This is a genomic window from Spirosoma spitsbergense DSM 19989, from assembly GCF_000374085.1.
Classification (GTDB): Bacteria; Bacteroidota; Bacteroidia; order Cytophagales; family Spirosomataceae; genus Spirosoma; species Spirosoma spitsbergense.
The window spans coordinates 97,796-115,827 of record NZ_KB893559.1 but is presented as its reverse complement, the minus strand read 5'-3'; the positions used below and the strand labels follow the sequence as shown (position 1 = coordinate 115,827).

Annotated in this window: 16 protein-coding genes; 6 read left to right on the top strand and 10 right to left on the bottom strand. The window is 46.1% G+C overall.

The annotated features are described in order from the left end of the window. Window positions 1–9: 9 nt before the first annotated feature. The 3 genes from gldE to mutY form a co-directional block, all read right to left on the bottom strand. On the bottom strand, window positions 10–1,350 hold the full coding sequence (gene gldE / locus B157_RS0120435; protein WP_020605168.1) for a gliding motility-associated protein GldE: 1,341 nt from the start codon (window positions 1,348–1,350) through the stop codon (window positions 10–12). Between the two features lie 41 nt (window positions 1,351–1,391). Next, window positions 1,392–1,907, bottom strand: coding sequence for a single-stranded DNA-binding protein (locus tag B157_RS0120430; RefSeq protein ID WP_026308837.1), 516 nt, complete (start codon window positions 1,905–1,907; stop codon window positions 1,392–1,394). A gap of 73 nt (window positions 1,908–1,980) precedes the next feature. Beyond that, on the bottom strand, window positions 1,981–3,081 hold the full coding sequence (mutY, locus tag B157_RS0120425) for an A/G-specific adenine glycosylase (RefSeq protein WP_026308836.1): 1,101 nt from the start codon (window positions 3,079–3,081) through the stop codon (window positions 1,981–1,983). 137 nt (window positions 3,082–3,218) lie between these two features. On the opposite strand from mutY, the gene B157_RS0120420 reads away from it, so the two are divergent. The 3 genes from B157_RS0120420 (at window position 3,219) to B157_RS0120410 (ending at window position 6,353) form a co-directional block, all read left to right on the top strand. Continuing rightward, complete coding sequence (locus B157_RS0120420; RefSeq protein WP_018620243.1) at window positions 3,219–3,521, top strand: HU family DNA-binding protein; 303 nt, start codon at window positions 3,219–3,221, stop codon at window positions 3,519–3,521. 53 nt (window positions 3,522–3,574) lie between these two features. Beyond that, window positions 3,575–4,429 (top strand): tetratricopeptide repeat protein, encoded by an 855-nt coding sequence (locus B157_RS0120415; RefSeq protein ID WP_020605165.1) that lies wholly within the window; start codon window positions 3,575–3,577, stop codon window positions 4,427–4,429. 361 nt (window positions 4,430–4,790) lie between these two features. Next, the gene (locus tag B157_RS0120410; protein ID WP_026308835.1) at window positions 4,791–6,353 is read left to right on the top strand and encodes an Rne/Rng family ribonuclease; all 1,563 of its coding nucleotides are present in this window, start codon (window positions 4,791–4,793) and stop codon (window positions 6,351–6,353) included. Between the two features lie 98 nt (window positions 6,354–6,451). Here the strand turns inward: B157_RS0120410 and B157_RS0120405 are convergent, their stop codons facing one another. Continuing rightward, complete coding sequence (locus tag B157_RS0120405; RefSeq protein ID WP_020605163.1) at window positions 6,452–7,567, bottom strand: lysophospholipid acyltransferase family protein; 1,116 nt, start codon at window positions 7,565–7,567, stop codon at window positions 6,452–6,454. A 12-nt stretch (window positions 7,568–7,579) separates the two neighbouring features. Continuing rightward, on the bottom strand, window positions 7,580–7,744 hold the full coding sequence (locus B157_RS38430; protein ID WP_157618519.1) for a hypothetical protein: 165 nt from the start codon (window positions 7,742–7,744) through the stop codon (window positions 7,580–7,582). 597 nt (window positions 7,745–8,341) lie between these two features. On the opposite strand from B157_RS38430, the gene B157_RS39830 reads away from it, so the two are divergent. Next, window positions 8,342–8,926, top strand: coding sequence for a LytTR family DNA-binding domain-containing protein (locus tag B157_RS39830; protein WP_245565164.1), 585 nt, complete (start codon window positions 8,342–8,344; stop codon window positions 8,924–8,926). A gap of 642 nt (window positions 8,927–9,568) precedes the next feature. On the opposite strand, the gene B157_RS0120395 is transcribed toward B157_RS39830, so the two are convergent. Next, on the bottom strand, window positions 9,569–10,252 hold the full coding sequence (locus tag B157_RS0120395; protein ID WP_020605161.1) for a LuxR C-terminal-related transcriptional regulator: 684 nt from the start codon (window positions 10,250–10,252) through the stop codon (window positions 9,569–9,571). 296 nt (window positions 10,253–10,548) lie between these two features. Here B157_RS0120395 and B157_RS0120390 point away from each other — a divergent pair, with 296 nt between their 5' ends. Further along, window positions 10,549–10,938, top strand: coding sequence for a hypothetical protein (locus B157_RS0120390; RefSeq protein ID WP_020605160.1), 390 nt, complete (start codon window positions 10,549–10,551; stop codon window positions 10,936–10,938). A gap of 71 nt (window positions 10,939–11,009) precedes the next feature. Here the strand turns inward: B157_RS0120390 and dnaG are convergent, their stop codons facing one another. Next, entirely contained in the window at window positions 11,010–13,106 is a 2,097-nt protein-coding gene (gene dnaG / locus B157_RS0120385) for a DNA primase (protein WP_020605159.1), read from the bottom strand. Window positions 13,107–13,276: 170 nt separating this feature from the next. Between dnaG and B157_RS0120380 the strand changes: the two genes are divergently transcribed. Then, window positions 13,277–14,701: a vanadium-dependent haloperoxidase gene (locus tag B157_RS0120380; protein ID WP_084761848.1), complete on the top strand. Its 1,425-nt coding sequence runs from the start codon at window positions 13,277–13,279 to the stop codon at window positions 14,699–14,701. 87 nt (window positions 14,702–14,788) lie between these two features. Here the strand turns inward: B157_RS0120380 and B157_RS0120375 are convergent, their stop codons facing one another. The 3 genes from B157_RS0120375 to B157_RS0120365 all read right to left on the bottom strand — a co-directional run bounded on the left by B157_RS0120375 (window position 14,789) and on the right by B157_RS0120365 (window position 17,922). Continuing rightward, a complete protein-coding gene (locus B157_RS0120375) occupies window positions 14,789–16,681 on the bottom strand; it encodes an amidophosphoribosyltransferase (protein WP_020605157.1) in 1,893 nt (630 codons plus the stop codon). 106 nt (window positions 16,682–16,787) lie between these two features. After that, on the bottom strand, window positions 16,788–17,432 hold the full coding sequence (locus B157_RS0120370) for a phosphatase PAP2 family protein (RefSeq protein ID WP_020605156.1): 645 nt from the start codon (window positions 17,430–17,432) through the stop codon (window positions 16,788–16,790). 13 nt (window positions 17,433–17,445) lie between these two features. Beyond that, window positions 17,446–17,922, bottom strand: coding sequence for a gliding motility lipoprotein GldH (locus tag B157_RS0120365; protein ID WP_026308834.1), 477 nt, complete (start codon window positions 17,920–17,922; stop codon window positions 17,446–17,448). Window positions 17,923–18,032 lie beyond the last annotated feature (110 nt).

Here is an 18,032-nt window from a genome sequence, read left to right as displayed (position 1 = left end):
TCCAATCGGCTAGGTTTGCTCAACCAGGTCGTTCTTTCTGACCCGCACTTCGTTGATCCGCTTGTCATCGGCCGACAATACCTGAAAAATAAAGCCTTCGTAATTAGTTTCTTCACCAGCCTGGGGGAGTTTTTTGAATAGTTCGAGTAGCAGACCACCGAGCGATTCACTATCTCCCTGTACTGCTTCGAAGGTGGTAGCTTCTACATTAAGGACCCTGCATACGTCAGATATCGACATTTTTCCTTCAAATACCACAGTACGGGCATCCTCACGTCGGTAACCAACGGCTGTGTCATCGTCAAATTCATCATTGATATCGCCAAAAATCTCTTCAATAATATCTTCCAGCGTCACCAGACCACGCGTTCCACCGTATTCATCAACCACAATAGCCATGTGAACACGCCGTTTTTGAAAGTCCTGAAGTAAATCATCTACTTTTTTGTTTTCAGGAATAAAAAAGGCAGGGCGTAACAATGATTCCCATTGAAACGAATCATCCTGGTAAATATGGGGTAACAGGTCTTTTATGTAAAGAACGCCTTCAATCTGATCCAGTGATTCGCCGTAAACCGGCACACGTGAGTAGCCCGATGCATTGATCTGAGCCAATAGCTCACTAAATGCCAGATTATCGGCCACTGCCGATATATCCAGCCTTGCCCGCATTACCTGTCGGGCTGTCAGATTACTGAAGTTAACAATACCTTTTAGAATTTCTTTTTCTTCATCTGTGGCACTGGCCCCTGTTAACTCGACGGCCTGACTTAGTTCTTCCACGGATAGTTTATAACCGCGTCGCTGAATTCGTTTGTCAATCTGATTGCTCAGATTAACCAGCAATATAGCCAGTGGACGAAAGACAGCTAGTCCAATCTGGGCCAGTCGGGCTGTTCGGCGGGCCACGATCAGATTATTCTGACTGGCGTATACCTTTGGTATTATTTCGCCAAATAACACGATCGCTATTGTTATTGCCACTGTCATGGCAGTAAGTATCCAACCCGACCCTCGCGATAGCTGAGAGAACTCCCACGTGAGGTAGGTGACAATGACAACAATGGCAATATTTAATAAATTATTGAAAATGACCAGCGAAGCCAGCAGACGCTTGGGGCGTTCCAGCAGTGTGGCAATACGCTGGTCGGCGGTCTGACTACTATCCCGGCATGCAGCCCGGTCGTCGGGTGAGAGCGAAAAAAAAGCGGCTTCTGAGGCTGATATCAAACCGGCTACTGTTACCAGCAGGAGGACCAACGCCGTGTAGGGGCCGTATAAATCAAAATAGGTGCTCAAGCCATCAGTGGCTTGGAGCACCTGTCGAGGAAGGGGGTCACCAGGATCCATGTATATCAAATCTCGTTCAACAATAGTAAGCGTCGGATGGATTAGAAAGGTAAATCATCATCGCCACTGTTGCTCTCAAACTGTACCGGTTCCGGTTCCCTTCTGGCAGGCTGTTGCTTGGGGGCAGCAGCGGGTTGCTGGCGAGGCTGTTGAGGTGCGGGTGCAGACTGAGCCGGGGCCGCCTGCTGTCGGGGAGCTTCATAAGAAGGTTCATCTGAACGCTCATTAGGGCTTCCCAGCAGTTGCATGGTATTAGCCCGAACGCGCAGCGATGTCCGCTCTTTTCCTTCCTTATCCGTCCATAACTCCGTCCGAAGCCGACCTTCGACATAAACGGAATTGCCTTTCTTTAAAAATTTCTCAGCCACTTTGGCCTGCTCATTCCATAATTCGACCCGAAACCATTCTGTCTGCTCAACTTTCTCCCCGCTTCGGCTGGTATATTTTTCGGTAGTAGCCACGTTGAAGGTGGCTACTACAGCCCCTCCATCCAGATACCGTACTTCAGGATCGGCACCCAAGTTGCCGATTATTGTCATTTTGTTAAGACTGGCCATATACTTTTCTATTGAATAATTACGGAGAAAATTGTAGTGTTTAAGAAGATTAAAGATACTGAAATATACCGACTTATCCAAACAGCGTTTCCAAATAGTTTGTGATGATTACTGGCTTGGGGAGTTGGTTAATGTCATCACGACTATACCACTGCAAATCAGGTGGTAAACTTCCGGTTGGTACGTCGATAAGGTAAAGTCGGGCATGGATTCGCTGGTGTGATAACAACTGAACCGCTTCTATGGGTAAAGCTGCCAAACCACCCTGTTGCACTAACGCGTAAACTGGATCAGACGAAAGTATATCTCTCAGAAGGTCGTCAGTGTTTACGACTTCAGGGGTGTCGAACTCATGCTCAATCAGGTAAAAATCATACAGATTTTGCCATACATCGCGGGCCGTTCGTTCCCGAAGTGCGAGCTTTCCGTTGTGCCTGAAAACAAGGTACGTGAAGAATCGCTGACGCACAGGTGATTTTTTCGATTTGACGGGCAAACGATGCTGGCTTCCAGTTAGATAGGCAACGCACGCCTGCTGTAATGGGCAGAGTAAGCAATCGGGGCCAGTAGGTGTACACTGGATAGCACCAAACTCCATGATGGCCTGATTATAGATAGCCGGATCGGTAGCCGACTGAATCAGACGCGTGGCCAAAGCAGCAAATGTTTTTTTCGCGATAGTAGTGGTAATGTCTTCGTCAATACCATATACCCGTGCCAGCACCCTATAAACGTTTCCATCGACAACCGGTACTCGCTCACCAAAAGCAAAAGAAGCAATGGCTGCGGCCGTGTATACGCCTATACCCTTCATTTTCAGTAAGTCATGGTAGTTTGTAGGAAACTTTCCCCCTAAATTTGTGGTTACAAATCGAGCAGTCTGATGCAGGTTTCGGGCGCGGGAATAGTAACCCAGCCCCTGCCATAAACGGAGTAATTCGCGCTCATCCGCCTGAGCCATGTGGGCAACGGTTGGATACGCATCTACAAAGCGCTCGTAATACGGTTTTCCCTGGGCTACGCGCGTTTGTTGTAAGATTACTTCCGACAACCAGATACGATAGGGGTCTGTTGTATGACGCCAGGGAAGATTTCGTTTATGAATAGAATACCACAGCTCAAGAGTAGGGGCAAACGTAGTTTCGATGTCGTTAAGGTCTGATTGCCAATTCAAAATAAAAGAAAAAAAAGGCCAATAGCCGGAAAAACGTAAGTCAGAATTTTTAAAGTTAGGGGAAAGCCATACCTTTGTGCTCCCATTTTGAGACCCAAATTTTCAACAACACAGTAAACGTTAAAGTTTAAGAAGTCGTGACGAAAGCAGATGTAATTGCCGAGATCGCCGATAAGACCGGCATTGATAAGGCAGAAGTAACAAACACCCTAGAGACTTTCTTTTCAGTAGTTAAGGACTCATTGGCCGAGGGAGAGAATATTTACGTGAGGGGGTTCGGCAGTTTCATCAATAAGAAACGCGCTCAGAAAGTTGCCAGGAACATTTCCAAGAATACCGCTATGGTAATCGAAGAACATTTCATTCCCAGCTTCAAACCAGCGAAAGTTTTTGTAGAGCAGGTCAAAACCAGCGACAAAGCTAAAGTAGCTGCTGAATAACCAAATCTGTTAGAACTGTGAAGCCAGGCGTTTGCTGTTAGTTATTGCCCGCTATGAATAAATTCGTGTTGCTTGTTGTTCTTTTGGCTGCGTCTCTGACGGTGGGATTGTATACCCTGCCAACGGTGGTGGTGCAAAACGAAAATAAACAAATCGAAGGAGGGCATGCTACACAAACGCCTGGATCAAGTCAGGCTGGTCCTGATGCATCCGAAGTAGCTGGTAGCGGTTCACCAGCTCACGAAAAGCCGCTGTTGCCAGAACAACAAAAGCAGTTGGCAACGCTACAGTCTGAGTTTGCCAAAGCTAATTCAGCCCAGAAGGAAAGTGTTGGTGAAAAACTAATTACCCTATTGCGGGACGTAACGCGGTACGACAGTGCGGCCTATTACGCCGATGTACTGGCACAGGCGCAGCCAACGGAGCGAAACTTACTGCGGGCTGGAGATAATTATTTTGAAGCCTACACGTTCGCAGTTGACGCTAAGAAAACAGCATTTTTGGGCGAGAAAACGCGGGACTTCTATGGCCAGGCGCTGACCAAAAATCCAGACCTGTTATCGGCAAAGGCTAATATGGCAATGACGTACGTAAACACAGATAACCCGATGCAGGGAATCATGCTGTTGCGTGAGGTGATTAAGCAGGATCCAACCAACGAGTTGGCCCTCTTTAATTTAGGATTGCTGGCCATGCGTTCCAATCAACATGAAAAAGCAGTTGAGCGATTCCGGCAAATTTTGGTGAATAACCCGTCGAGCCGGAAAGCGCAGTTTTATCTGGGTATAAGTTTAGCTGAAGCTGGCCAGAAAGAGGAAGCAAGGCAGGTACTCGCTCAGGTGAAAAAACAGGAAAAAGATCCGCAAATTCTTGCCGCAGTGCGCGAGTACGAAGAGCGGCTAAAGTAAGTTTCAACCGTTCATTGTGTAGCGTACAGCTACCGATAAGCGAAAAAGTAGAAAGGGTCTTGCCGGGTGGTGGGGCCGACACGTATTTCAACCATTAAATATTAGTATACTATGCCTTGCGGTAAAAAACGGAAACGGCACAAGATTGCCACGCACAAGCGGAAAAAACGGCTAAGAAAAAATCGGCATAAGAAGAAATAGTTCTTAGTTTGTGGTGTATGGGTTATAGTTTCCGCGCAAGCCAACTATAAACTATGCACCACAAACCGTAAACTTGCTCGCGGAAGCTTCGGCCGGTCTGTAAAGCCCGAACGTGGCTTCTTTCTTTTTATATAGCCATTCTTAACCGTACATTCATCTTGTGAGTAATGAATTAGTTATCAGTTCGACTCAGAAAGGTGATCGGATTGCGCTCTTGCAAAACAAGAGATTGCTGGAGTATCACGAAGAAGAGTTAGACAGCAGCTTTACCGTTGGCGATCTATACTTAGGGACAGTCAAAAAATTATCATCGGGACTCAACGCTGCTTTCGTAGATGTGGGTCACGAGAAAGACGGTTTCCTTCACTATCAGGACTTGGGGCCGAATATCAATTCGCTCAACAAGCTTGTTAAAGATGTAATTGCCAAGCGAGTCAGCACAGGGCGGATCAGTGGTATGAATCTGGAACCACCCATCGAGAAAATAGGCAAAATCGATAAAGTGCTGACTAAAAACGCGCCTATTCTGGTTCAGGTGGTTAAAGAACCCATCTCAACCAAAGGTCCACGCCTTTCCTGCGACATTTCAATAGCGGGCCGCTACTTGGTACTGGTTCCCTTTTCTGACGGTGTAAACCTTTCCAAGAAAATTACTGATCGCGCTGAGCGCTCGCGTCTTATACGCCTGATGTCGTCGTTAAAACCGCAGAATTTCGGTGTTATCGTTCGAACCGTAGCACAGGACAAAGACGTAGAAGAACTTGACCGCGATCTGCAAAACTCACTCGCCAAATGGGATCAGGCCATACAATCATTGGCCGATGCTAAACCCCGGGACCGGGTGTTGGGCGAAATGAACCGGGCATCGTCTATTCTGCGCGACATGCTCAATGAGTCGTTTGAGAGCATTACGGTTGATACAAAGGAGTCCTTCGATGAAATTAGAGATTTCATTCATACCATTGCCCCCGACAAAGAGAAAATTGTAAAGCTCTATAACGGCAAATCGAAGGTTTTTGAAGCGTTAGGTCTCGAAAAACAACTGAAATCGTTGTTTGGCCGATCAGTGAGTTTGCCTGGTGGTGGGTATCTTATTATCGAGCATACAGAAGCCTTACACGTTATTGATGTCAATAGCGGTAATAAATCAAATTCTGAGGAAGATCAGGAAGCAACGGCCATCAGCGTAAATCGTGAGGCTGCGAAAGAAATTGCGCGGCAACTTCGGTTGCGCGACATGGGGGGGATTATAGTGGTCGATTTTATCGATATGAAGAAAGCAGAGAATAAAAAGCTACTGCAGGATATCATGCGTGATGAAATGAAACCGGAACGCTCGAAGTTTACGATTCTACCCCTTACTAAATTTGGCCTGATGCAGATTACCCGTCAGCGCGTCCGGCCCGAAATGAACATCGTTACCCGTGAAGTATGTCCAACTTGTGGCGGTACGGGGACTATACAGGCCAGTGTTCTGGTTACGGATATTATTGAGAACAACCTCGATTATATTTTGACCAAGCAGAATGAGCGGGGTATCTCTATTTCAATGAACCCGTTTCTGTATGCGTACTACACCAAAGGTATTTACTCCAAGCAGATACAGTGGTACGTTAAGTATAAGACCTGGATCAAACTGATCAGAGATAGTTCTCTGGGGATGGTTAATTTCAAGTTCTTCAACAAATCGGGCGACGATATTGAAGTAAGTAGTAATACCTGATTGTGTAGTAAAAATTTACTATGCCGTTCATGATAAAACAGCGGGCCTGATTTACCAGTAAATCAGGCCCGCTGTTTTATGTATATGATGTGAAATAATCAATGAATTATTCCCATGCTTACTAATTCAGTAAATACTTGTTCACCCACTACTTCTTCGACCGAGTCTAGTGTATGGATGTTCAGGAGTAAATCCTTCAGGTCTTCCGTAATCTCGAACGTCTGGTAAAGCTGCCGGTCGAACAAAACGGGGGCCTGCTCAAAGTCACACAGAGTATAGCGCTTTTCATTGAAAGTAGGACGCTCGCTGTGATAGCCGAAGAAGGTATTTTTAGTGACTTCCGGCTGTAGGAACAAATGAATGTAATTCCAGCCTTCCCATTGGCCAGGATACCGCTTGAGGTATGACCAAAAAGCATCGTAAAGCTGTTGCATAACCTCCTGGCAGTACATCTCCCGATCACTTTTGGCAATGGGACGAATCGGCTTGAGGCAATGTAACACATTTGTCATATTAGCCTCCCGATAATTTACGACCGGTACGATAGGTACATTCGTTGCGTGCGATAAATAACCAACCCCTTTTCGGGTAAGCAGCCGTCGGGAACCAAAGCGAACCGACAAAAACTGCGATTCTTCTCCCTCCTGCGGTCCTGTTTCAGGACTGCCATCAACATAAACAATCAACGATCTGCCTGCTTTCAATTCCCGCATTACGGTTAACCCAGCCGATGGGCTACCCGCTTCTACGACTCGGAAAAGATTGGTCAGTCCATGTTTTTGCCGCAGTCCTTCAATGTGCTCGGCCATACCATCGCCCTGCTGGCGATTCATGCCACTTCCCACAAGAAGCACACAGTCAACACCGTTTCTAAAGAGCACACTTGTCAATAAACGGTAAGAACCGAGGTGGTAGGTGCAGTAAATTTTGGGACCGGCCTCTTTTTTCAGTAAATCATGATTACCCCGGGTCTTTATCAGCTCAGCAGCCGTAAGGCACTGCTGATCGAATGTTGTATATATTTGCTGTAGTAGTAACTCCCTAAAAAGATCTTCATGGTCCTCACGGGGTACTGAGGGCAGAATATTTTCAACATTAGCGGAGAAAGTAGTGAACTTCATTAGGTATCCCCGCTCTCTTTGCAGGTCTACCTTTTCGAAGTGTTCACGACAACGAGCTAACTCCTGGTCATAAAGTTGCCGTATGGTTAGCATGGTTCTTGCTGGTTAAAGGGAGAAAACGGGAGTTGAGAAGCGGTTAAGGTCTGGTCCCATTGCGCAGCATTCTGAAAGAAGTGAAAATTTCAGGATACTGTTAGATTCTTTTTTAGCTACTGAAGATTTGATTTTTTTCAGTGACTCGGCTGGCTTGATGCTGAATTGATTTTTCATGATATGATTAATTAGAATGATTTGATTGCTTGATTTATCAAGGTGGCACTGCCTACCTTTTTGTTGATACAAAGCTACCAGCCAGTCTAAAGGGCATCAATCACAAAAAAGTCACATTGAACAGTTGTGTTTAGTTAAATTTTACCACTATATTAGTCTTAGATTTTAGTAAGGTAGCCAATGAAAGAGATTCGCCTGACCAAGAGTTTTCTACGCAATCCGGTGAACAGCGTGTATATACTGCTGGTCATCTATTTGCTGTTAGAAGCTGCATCCTGGACTATAGGCTCAGATATTAAAGTCGCTCGAGTACAGGAAGCAGGTGGCTTCTTGAAGTACATTGGGCGTGTTAGCCGGGAAATGCTTCTCCCTGAATTATGTACGTTGTTCATCGTTGTATTTCTTCTTAATAAGACTCATACGTGGTTAAAACTGAGAACTGTCAAGTATAAATGGGAATCTATTGGACGATATGAACTAAAGTTTTTACCGGTTCTCACTTTTTCATTTCTGGTTTTCAACCCTGTTACCCAAAGTGTACGGTACCTATTGGAGCAATATCCGGCTTACTCATTCGGTGACTATTGGGGTAACTACATGCTGAAAACATTTACATGGCACTTTTATTTTGTGTATCTGTTCCCTGTTTTGCTCATTGGTTATGTCGCGCTCAATATTTCGTTTTTTCAGGACTATTTGAAACAGCGACGGGAAGCGCAGGAAAAAGCCGAAGCCGAAGCCGCGGAAGCGTCTCAAAAAGTATTGGCACTATCTGAAACATTCTCACCAAAACCGACCGTTTCCTCGCCCCACCTGGCTTATCTGAAAGGTAAGAGCGCTACGGGGGAACTGGACTTCCCAGTTAACGAGGTTTATTACTTCACCGTCGAAGATCGGTTTTATTATGCCGAATCCCTGAAAGAGCGGTACATGGTCAGTAAGACGCTGAATGAACTCGAAACAGAACTGGATCCTACCCAATTCTTTCGGATCAAACGCGATTATATCGTTAACCGACAGGCGGTATTACATTACTCCTATTGGGAAAATGGCAAGTACATCGTCAATCTGAACACGCCTGACCAACATGAAATAATTGTTCCCCGTGTTCGGATGCATGAGTTCAGGGAATGGCTACAGGGACGTGATGCCAGTAAGACAGAGCCTGCCAACTTAGTCTAACTCCTGGTGCCACCAACGTGTACATTTCCCTCCACGCTAATGGCAGGACCGTTTCCCACAATGACAGTAAATTAACCATCTGTGCTTTTCCAGACGAATATCATGTGTTGGTTCACTTTATAAAATAGCTTCTGTTTGAAATCACCCATTTTGTGTGTGATTTCACCTATTTTGGTGGAAGTTTATTGTTGATTTTGTTTGATGAGACGGTTATTTCAGATGCAGGGAGTTAATCTGTGCTTTCGCATTCTCTCTTTTTAGCGCTATAAATGCCCGTACTGCCGATATAAGTCAACTCTGGACCTCAACCATCTGCAACATTTTTCCTCATAGAAAGCCCATCCATTGCTCGGAAAAAACAATAGCACTCTTCTATTGAATAAGAAGAGTGCTACGGATTAAACTTCATCAATATCCTCTTTCATGCTATTTACACACAGTGCAAAAAAAGAAGATATCGAAAAGTCCGGAAAAGAGTGGGTAAAAGCTTGTTGATCAGTAAATTATAAGCTGTACCAGGTTATTCGCGCCAGGAAAAGGAAATATAGGATTAAGCTCATCGCCCAATACCCCATATTTAAAACCCTGACGCAGTAAATTCGGTGACGGCTTCATCCGGAAGATTAACTATCACTGTATATACTACAGGTAGTTCTTTACAGAAATGCTATAACGCGGCAACTGCCGACAGCTTTCTAAATTTAGCTTGTGGGCTATGTTAGCCTTATGGTTTACGGCTGTCCGGTAGCTGATATTTAATTTATCAGCGATTTCGCCGGACGTAAATCCGCTGGCAATCATTCGTAGCACTTCCCGTTCCCGTTCCGATAACCGCTTCAGTTCTTCACGTGTAGACTCTGAAATCACATCGACACCAAAATTTCGAAGTAAATTCATGAATCCATTGCTATAGTAGCAACCTCCGTTACTAACCGTTTGAAAGCACTGGTATAATTCATCCAGTCCATCGGTAGCATATAGAAATCCGAAGAAGCCTTTTTGCATAGCCTTTGCCACCATCCTAAAGTCAGGCTTGCGTGTGTAAAGGATAAACTTTGTTGCTTGCATCTGCTCGACAATGTCAAAGCTATGTTCATCCGAAAGGTCTGATTCCAGAATGACACAGTTAGGGCGCTTCACTCTTATCTGCTGGAGGGTGTCTTCTAACTCAACAGCCCGGCCAACTACGTTGTAGCCTTGCTCTTTCAAGAGTTGACTCAACACTTCACAGTTGAAGATTTCAGATTGGGCGACAAGGATTGAAAAGTCCCTACGGCGAATAGCAAATTGTCTAGCGCCCTCCTGGACACTGGTAGATGGATTCATGATGGTTTACATATTATGGGTGCATGAAAGTAATACCAAAACGACAATTTTGGTAACACTAGATAAATAAAATTCCTGTCTTTTTGATGAGGAATAAGAATCTCTTCTTGAATAGACGACCCCAGCTTGAATAAAAAAAGATTGTTTGAGTACCCGACTCGTGGTTATTTCAGGCATTTTAGGTGATTTCACACCTAAAATGAGTGATTTCACGCAAAGTGATTTGCTTTAACCTCTAAGAGTATGATATTTTTGATTGACTCAAACGAAAAATAGTTTATTTAATAATCAGGGTGATGAATCAACAAGAATCAGCAATAATCTCTGGCTACGAAGCCTCAGTTGAAGAAATTCAAAAGGTAGTTACGGAGTGGGCAACTGTAACAGAAGCATTTCATCGTCGTTATGCCAAACTGAATCAAGTTATCAATTCATTACACACTGCGGCTCGTCAGCAGCCCGCTGCTACGGCTAACCGGGTTAGGTTACGCAAACTTATGGAGTTACGTGACCAGATGAGTGACATTCTAATGACGTTGCTACTGGACATGTCAGGCAAAAAGCCTGGCCGTTCTTTACAGCCTTCTAAATCTGGTCAGCTTCATTCTCATGTTAGTCTACTTGATGAGATGAACCGAAAAATCGATGTTGAATTGATTAGCTTTACAACAGTGGCCCAGGCATAGTGTTCATTTTTCTTTCCTGATAGAGGTAAGTTCCTGCCGGTGATACTGGGACTTGTCCTTTGCTGGGTACTTCATCCTGAGATGACAGTTCCCAGAAGGCTCGAAATTTCGATATCTATCCGTTTAAAGTGCATAAACTCTGTCAAGAGCTGATCAGTCTCTTCGGGCTTTCTATTACCTGATTCACGGATTAACTGCTGTAGAACAGTCATCCGCTGCTCGGCAAGCATCTTCTTGATCCGCAAAATATTTCGATAAGCCGCATCCGCCAGAATGCCAATTTCTGCTTCCGATGGCACAAAGATTTCGTGCTTTTGCCAGCCATCACTGATTTCGTAGCGAGGAGTAGTCAGGTGAATGGCCTGATGCTGAAGTTCATTCTCGTTAAGCTGTTCAGTACTATGTGACGGGTAATTCAGAAAATCACTGGCTGTCAGAATAGTACCCTTGTTATACGCTTCCCTATATAGAGCAAGAATAATGGAGAAAGGGGATGTTTGAAACTCAATGTCGTGCAGTTCACTCAACACGTATTGACACAGGGTTATACCCTGCTCCAGTTCCCGACTGCCATAATTCATCAACAACCTCACGCATTCTTCCTCCTGATACGATATAGGTGTTCTAACCGACTTTTCTGGCGGTTGGTGTGTCTGAGTAATAAACTCAGCCGGCGGCCTGGGGTCGTCGCTTACGTGTGCCTCAATGCTTAATCCCTCCAAGAGTGAGTTTATATCATCGAGGGACGGATCGACTGAACTTAAAGTATTACTTGAGGTAGTCGGTTGCTTGTTTAAGCCCGCAGTTCGCTGATGCCGCTCGACATCTTTCTTGTTTTGATCCTGCTGTTTTCGGAGCAGGCGGTTAATTTCAGAAATAACGGACTGTTCGCTAACATGAAACAACTGAGCGACACGCTGCGATAATGTCTGACGCTTGAGCGGGTCCGGTATTTTGGTGATACTGCTACACACATCCGAAATGCCCTCGGCCCGCCTTAGTGGATTGTCACCCGCTTCGGTCAGCCACCGGCTCGCTTTGAAGTCAATGAAATCCTGGGAATGTTCATTGATATAGGCTCTGAACGCATCGGCACCAATTTTATGAACGTAACTATCAGGATCCTCGCCGTCAGGTAGTAACAGTAGCCTCAGGTTAAGACCTTCCTCAAGCACCATATCAAGTCCACGCAGGGCCGCTTTAATCCCGGCGGCATCGCCATCGTAAAGAATGGTAACGTTTGGTGTGAAGCGGGAAATGAGTCTGATTTGCTCAGTCGTGAGTGAGGTACCGGAAGAAGCAACTACGTTTTTTATACCCGCCTGGTGCAGCGAAATGACATCCGTGTAGCCTTCTGTGAGGTAGCAGACATCCTCCTGTCGAATAGCCTGTTTTGCCTGGAAGATGCCATATAAAACCTGACTTTTATGGTATACCGGTGTTTCGGGTGAGTTTAGATATTTTGGCTGGTTCTTGTCTGCTTTCAGAATCCGCGCTCCAAAGGCTATTACCCGACCCGATACATTATGAATGGGAAACATAACGCGCCCCCGAAACCGATCGAACTGTTTGCGGTCGTTACCCGATGTTCCATCTTTGGTTAGAATAAGGCCGGCTTTCTCGAGTAAATCGCGGCTGTGCCCTTTGCGCAGTCCCTCTTGCAGCAAAGCATCCCACTGATCGAGGGTATAGCCTAATTCAAATGCTTCGATAGTAGGGTTAGTGAATCCCCGTTCCCGAAAATAACTCAAGCCAATACTTTTCCCCTCCTCCGTGGTAAGCAGCGTTTCCTGAAAAAATGTTTTGGCAAAGTTCAGAACGATCAACAAACTTTCCCGTTCGTTCTGCCGCAGGAGGTCTTCCGGAGTCTGCTCCTGTTCCTCAATTTCTATACCGTACTTTTTTGCCAGATACCGGAGCGCTTCTCCATACCCGACATTTTCAATGTCCATCACAAAGCGAACGGCATCACCCGCTTTGCCACAACCAAAGCATTTGTATATCTGCCGGGTTGGGTTTACGTTGAATGATGGTGACTTCTCATTGTGAAACGGACAGCAGGCTATATAATTACTACCTCGTTTCTTGAGGGAAACAAAGTCATTTATCACCTCCAGAATGTCGACAGACTGACGAATTCGTTCAACTGTTTCTTCGGGAATACGCATCGTTAAACTATAGTTCTTTGGTTATCAAATGTACAGCGAAAGTCAGCCCGATAATAATCTGGCCGTAAGCAGCCTGGTGCTCTTCAATTAATCTGGCAATGTTTTTGCTACTTTGTCATTGGTTTTGAGTCATATAGAAAAACTCTTTATCCTATTTCACTACATACACCATGAAAAAAAGTTTCCATCCTTTTTCTGTAAATCTGTTAAAACGGTTCGTCTTTTGCCGAAGCAGCCGCAACCACTGGAGGGAGTTTATTACCCTCCTCTTTGTATTCTTGTTGCAAGCTTGTCAGGTGCAACCTGTCGACGATGTTCAACCTGCGTTGCCAGGTGGTAAAACTACCGATCAGTACACGAACGATGTGGCCGTCAAATGGGCTGCGTTGCAGTTAAAACTCACTAAAATAACAGATGGTTTCACTCCTCCAGTGGCTGCCCGCGCTTTTGGCTATGCCGGATTGACGATGTATGAATCGGTAGTGCCTGGCATTACTACCCGTAAATCACTAGCGGGGCAATTACAGGGGCTATCAGCACTGCCTAAGCCCGAAGCAGGCAAAGTGTATAATTGGGCCTTGAGCGCCAATGCCGCGCAGGCCGAAATCCTACGCAGTCTCTATTTGAACATGAGTGCAGCCTCTAACGCTACGGTCGACTCCCTCGAAACGGCAGTTCGCATTGCCTTTAAAGAGGCTGACGAGACAGTGAATGAACGGTCGGTGGCCTTTGGCAAAAGTATTGCCCGTACACTATATGAATGGTCGAAGACCGATGGCGGTGATGCCGGGTACAACCGTAACTTTCCCACAAGTTACGTAGTGGCAACGGGGGCGGGTATGTGGCAACCTACCGAAAATGGTATCCGGATTCCCATGCAACCCTACTGGGGTACGGTCAGGACGTTTGTAAAGACAAATAATGAATTGCCGATGCCCAAACCATTACCGTACTCAACCGATACCAAATCAGAAATTTTCAGCCAGTATCTGGATGTATACACAAAGTCGAAAAGTCTGACCCAGACCGAAAAGGAGATAGCCCTTTGGTGGTCTGATAATCCCGGCGATTCGTTTACTCCTCCCGGCCATTCCTATAATCTGGGCCTAATCGCTATCCTAACGTCCAAAGCAGATCTGGCTAAAGCTGCCGAAACCTTTGCGCGTACGGGCATTTCGATTGCCGATGCCTTTGTGCTGTGCTGGCGGTGTAAGTTTACCTATAATAATTTACGCCCTTACACGTACGTTCGGCTGGCTATTGACCCCAACTGGACTCCTTTTTGGCCCGCTCCTCCCTTTCCCGGTTATCCATCGGGGCATGCTACCCAGTCCGCATCGGCCGCTACTGTACTGACCACTTTATATGGCGAAAATTTTGCTTTCGTGGACGATTCGCACGTTGGCCGAATCAATGACCCAATGCGTAATGTAGCATTCAAGGCCAGGTCCTTTACTTCATTCGCACAATCTGCTCAGGAATCGGCAGATTCACGCTTCTATGGAAATATTCATACCCGGCAGGACAACGAGACTGGATTGACCGAAGGCAGGAAAATTGGTGCTAACGTGAATGCGCTGCAATGGAGCAGGTAGTAATAGGAGCGAGGAGTGAGTAATAAGAAGACGGGCAGTACCCGTTCATTCTCCTATTACTCACTCCTCGCTTCTCACTCCTCAAAATCAGTAGGCTCGTACCAACTTGCCTTCCATGAAGTTTACGAACGCTTTGTTGACGACGTTATTACCGCCGGGGGTTGGATAATCGCCGGTGAAATACCAGTCGCCGGTATGATTTGGGCAGGCAACGTGCAGATTGTCAACGGTTTGATACACCACCGCTACTTCGGCGTTCAGATCAGCAGGGGTAATGATCTGCGCTACCTTTTTGGATAGTTCTTCGTGTGTAAAGGGATCGAACAGTGCCTTCACGTAATTCTCCTGACTGGCATTGCCCGACTCAATAGCGGCTACGCATAGTGCGTATACCTCGTCGAGTAAGCTATCCATTCCCCGCTCGCGAATCAGTTCCAGTGCTGCCCGAAATCCAATAAACTCTTTGAACTTCGACATGTCGATGCCATAACAGTCCGGGAAGCGAATTTGGGGAGCAGAAGAGACAATAACGATTTTCTTGGGGCCTAACCGGTCCAGCATTCGCAGAATACTTTTTTCCAGGGTAGTACCGCGTACGATTGAATCATCGACAACGACTATCGTGTCTGTCCCCTTTTTGATAACCTCAAAGGTGGTATCGTACACATGGGCTACCATGTCGTCGCGCTGGGCATCATCGGCGATGAATGTCCGTAATTTTACGTCTTTAGCAACCAGTTTTTCGATACGCGGGCGGAATGAAAGTACCCTATCCAGTTCTTCCTCAAACAGAATGCCTTCCATAATCGCTTTCTTTCGCTGTTTATAGAGGTACTCTTCCAATCCTTCCACCATGCCAAAGAAAGCCGTTTCGGCGGTGTTGGGGATGTAGGAGAAGACGGTATTTTCGAGATCGTAGTCGATTTCTTTGAGAATCTGTGGAATTAGTAATTTCCCCAGTGTCTTGCGCTCGTTGTAAATGTCAGGATCGGTAGCCCTTGAGAAGTAGATGCGCTCAAAACTGCACGACTTCTTCTCGATTGGTCGGACAAATTCCTGCTCCCGGTACTCACCATATTTATCAACGATGAGTGCATGGCCGGGTTTTACTTCTTTGATCTCACTGTATTCAGCGTTGAAGGCGGCTTTGATGGCTGGTTTTTCCGAAGCCACTACTACCACTTCATCGTCGGCATAGTAGTAAGCCGGGCGAATACCGGCCGGGTCGCGGGCTACGAAAGCCGCCCCGTAGCCAGTCATACCTACCATTGCGTAGCCTCCGTCGAAATCTCGGCAGGAGCGGTGCAGCACGCGCTGAAGATTCACGTTGTCTTCAATGATATCCGATAATTCGGGGTTTTCGTAGATTCCCTTGAATCGCTCGAAAACGCGCTGGTTTTCTTCGTCCAGGAAGTGGCCTATTTTCTCCATCACCGTCACGGTGTCAACCTTATCCTTCGGATGCTGACCCAGTGAAACGAGTTTGCCGAACAGTTCGTCAACATTAGTCATGTTGAAGTTTCCGGCTACCACTAAATTCCGACTGCGCCAGTTACTCTGCCGAAGCATAGGATGGCAATTCTCAATCTCGTTGGCGCCGTGCGTGCCATACCGCAGGTGACCCATCCAGACCTCGCCCGTAAAGGCAATGTTTTCCTGGAGCCATTGGGCATCTTTTGCTTTTTCTTTGTTGCCTTTGAGTGCCTTCCGGAATTTCTTGTTGACTTTCTCAAAGATGTCCGTTACAGGTCGCTGGTCGACGGAGCGGTAGCGGCTGATGTAGCGACGGCCGGCCGGAACGTCCAGTTTGATGTTGGCGATACCTGCACCATCCTGCCCCCGGTTCACCTGCTTTTCCATGAGCAGGTAGAGCTTGTTGGCACCGTAGAGCGCCGTGCCGTACTTATCGATGTAATATTGGTAAGGTTTGCGGAGCCGAATCAGGGCTATGCCGCACTCATGTTTGATAGCGTCACTCATGAGAGAGAATTTGTCGAAGCGCGTTGTTTGTATTCAATAACGAAGTAACGGCTCCGCTTTGGCAATGGTTCGGCGAAGCCTCAGGCAAATATAGGCAAACGAGCATCTAGTTTTCGTCCGTTTGTCTTTTCTTGAGGGCCCAGGAATGAAGGGCTGTATACACAATAATGGAGGAAATAGTGCCTATCAATGATCCAGCGTAGGTATCTTCCACAAAGTGCTGAAACAGATACACCCGTGAATAGCCTGTCAAAAAAGCCAGGAGGAGAAAAAAAAGACTCCTGCTTTTCCGCTCGTCCAGAAAAGCAAACAGGCTGAATAGCGCAAAAGCCGTTGTGGTATGACCGGACGGAAAACTATTATAGCTGTGAATCTCCAGGCCTTTTATGATATGGTATTGATAGGTTGAGTGCTCAAAATAAAGCAGCGGCCGGGGTGAGTTGGGAAATGCGATTGTTTTCAGAAACAACGATGCCAGGGAGGATAAGGCGAAACTCGCCAAAGTCATCAGGCCGATACGACGATTATAAACCAGTACGATAAGGCAGACGAAGACAAAGAATGCACCATCGCCCAGATAGGTAATGTAGGGGAAAAGCAAATCGGCTGCCGGAGTATTGCGAATGTTGACCCATTGCATTAACTGCTCCTGTGTATAAGTAAATTGCAGGATGCCCACAATGAGCAGCATCAGACCATAGCCGAAAAAAAACAAACGATTCTTGCGGAATAAATCGAAAAGCGGGGGCAATTTCTTGATCGGATTAATTGGCTGTACCCGCTTTTTCTACGGTAATTCCCACGCTAAGGACATTGAGCAACGGGTCCTGTCGCATATATTGACGAATCTGCATGGTATACTGACCGGGTTTCGGGAAACGGTAATTGCGTTTCATCAGAAACTTATGGTCGAAAATATCACCGATACCATCGCCGTTTGGCTTCCCCGTTTTGGGGTCCATCAGGATCAGCTCATCCAGCCGGGATTCCAGCTCTCTGCCCGTAGAATCACGCAGATACCGGGTCAGATAGAGATTATAATACCCGTAAGACAGGCTGTTGCGGAGGTTATAATAAATATTGTAGGGGATTGACGCGTCTTTGATGTCAAAGGTGAACGATGGTGCATTTTTGATGTACCACTTCCCATCCTCTATGTCCGTATACTCTTTATAAACCGCGTTTGTGTCGCAACCGACGATTGCCAATGCCAATAGTATTACGAGTGCCAGCTGTTTCATAAACATCCCCCACAAATTTAGACACAAAGCTACGACGGGGCGGTTGGCTTTTCAAATGCTAAAAAACTACTCAAATAGTTTGCAAACGATATAAATAGTTTTAGATTTGT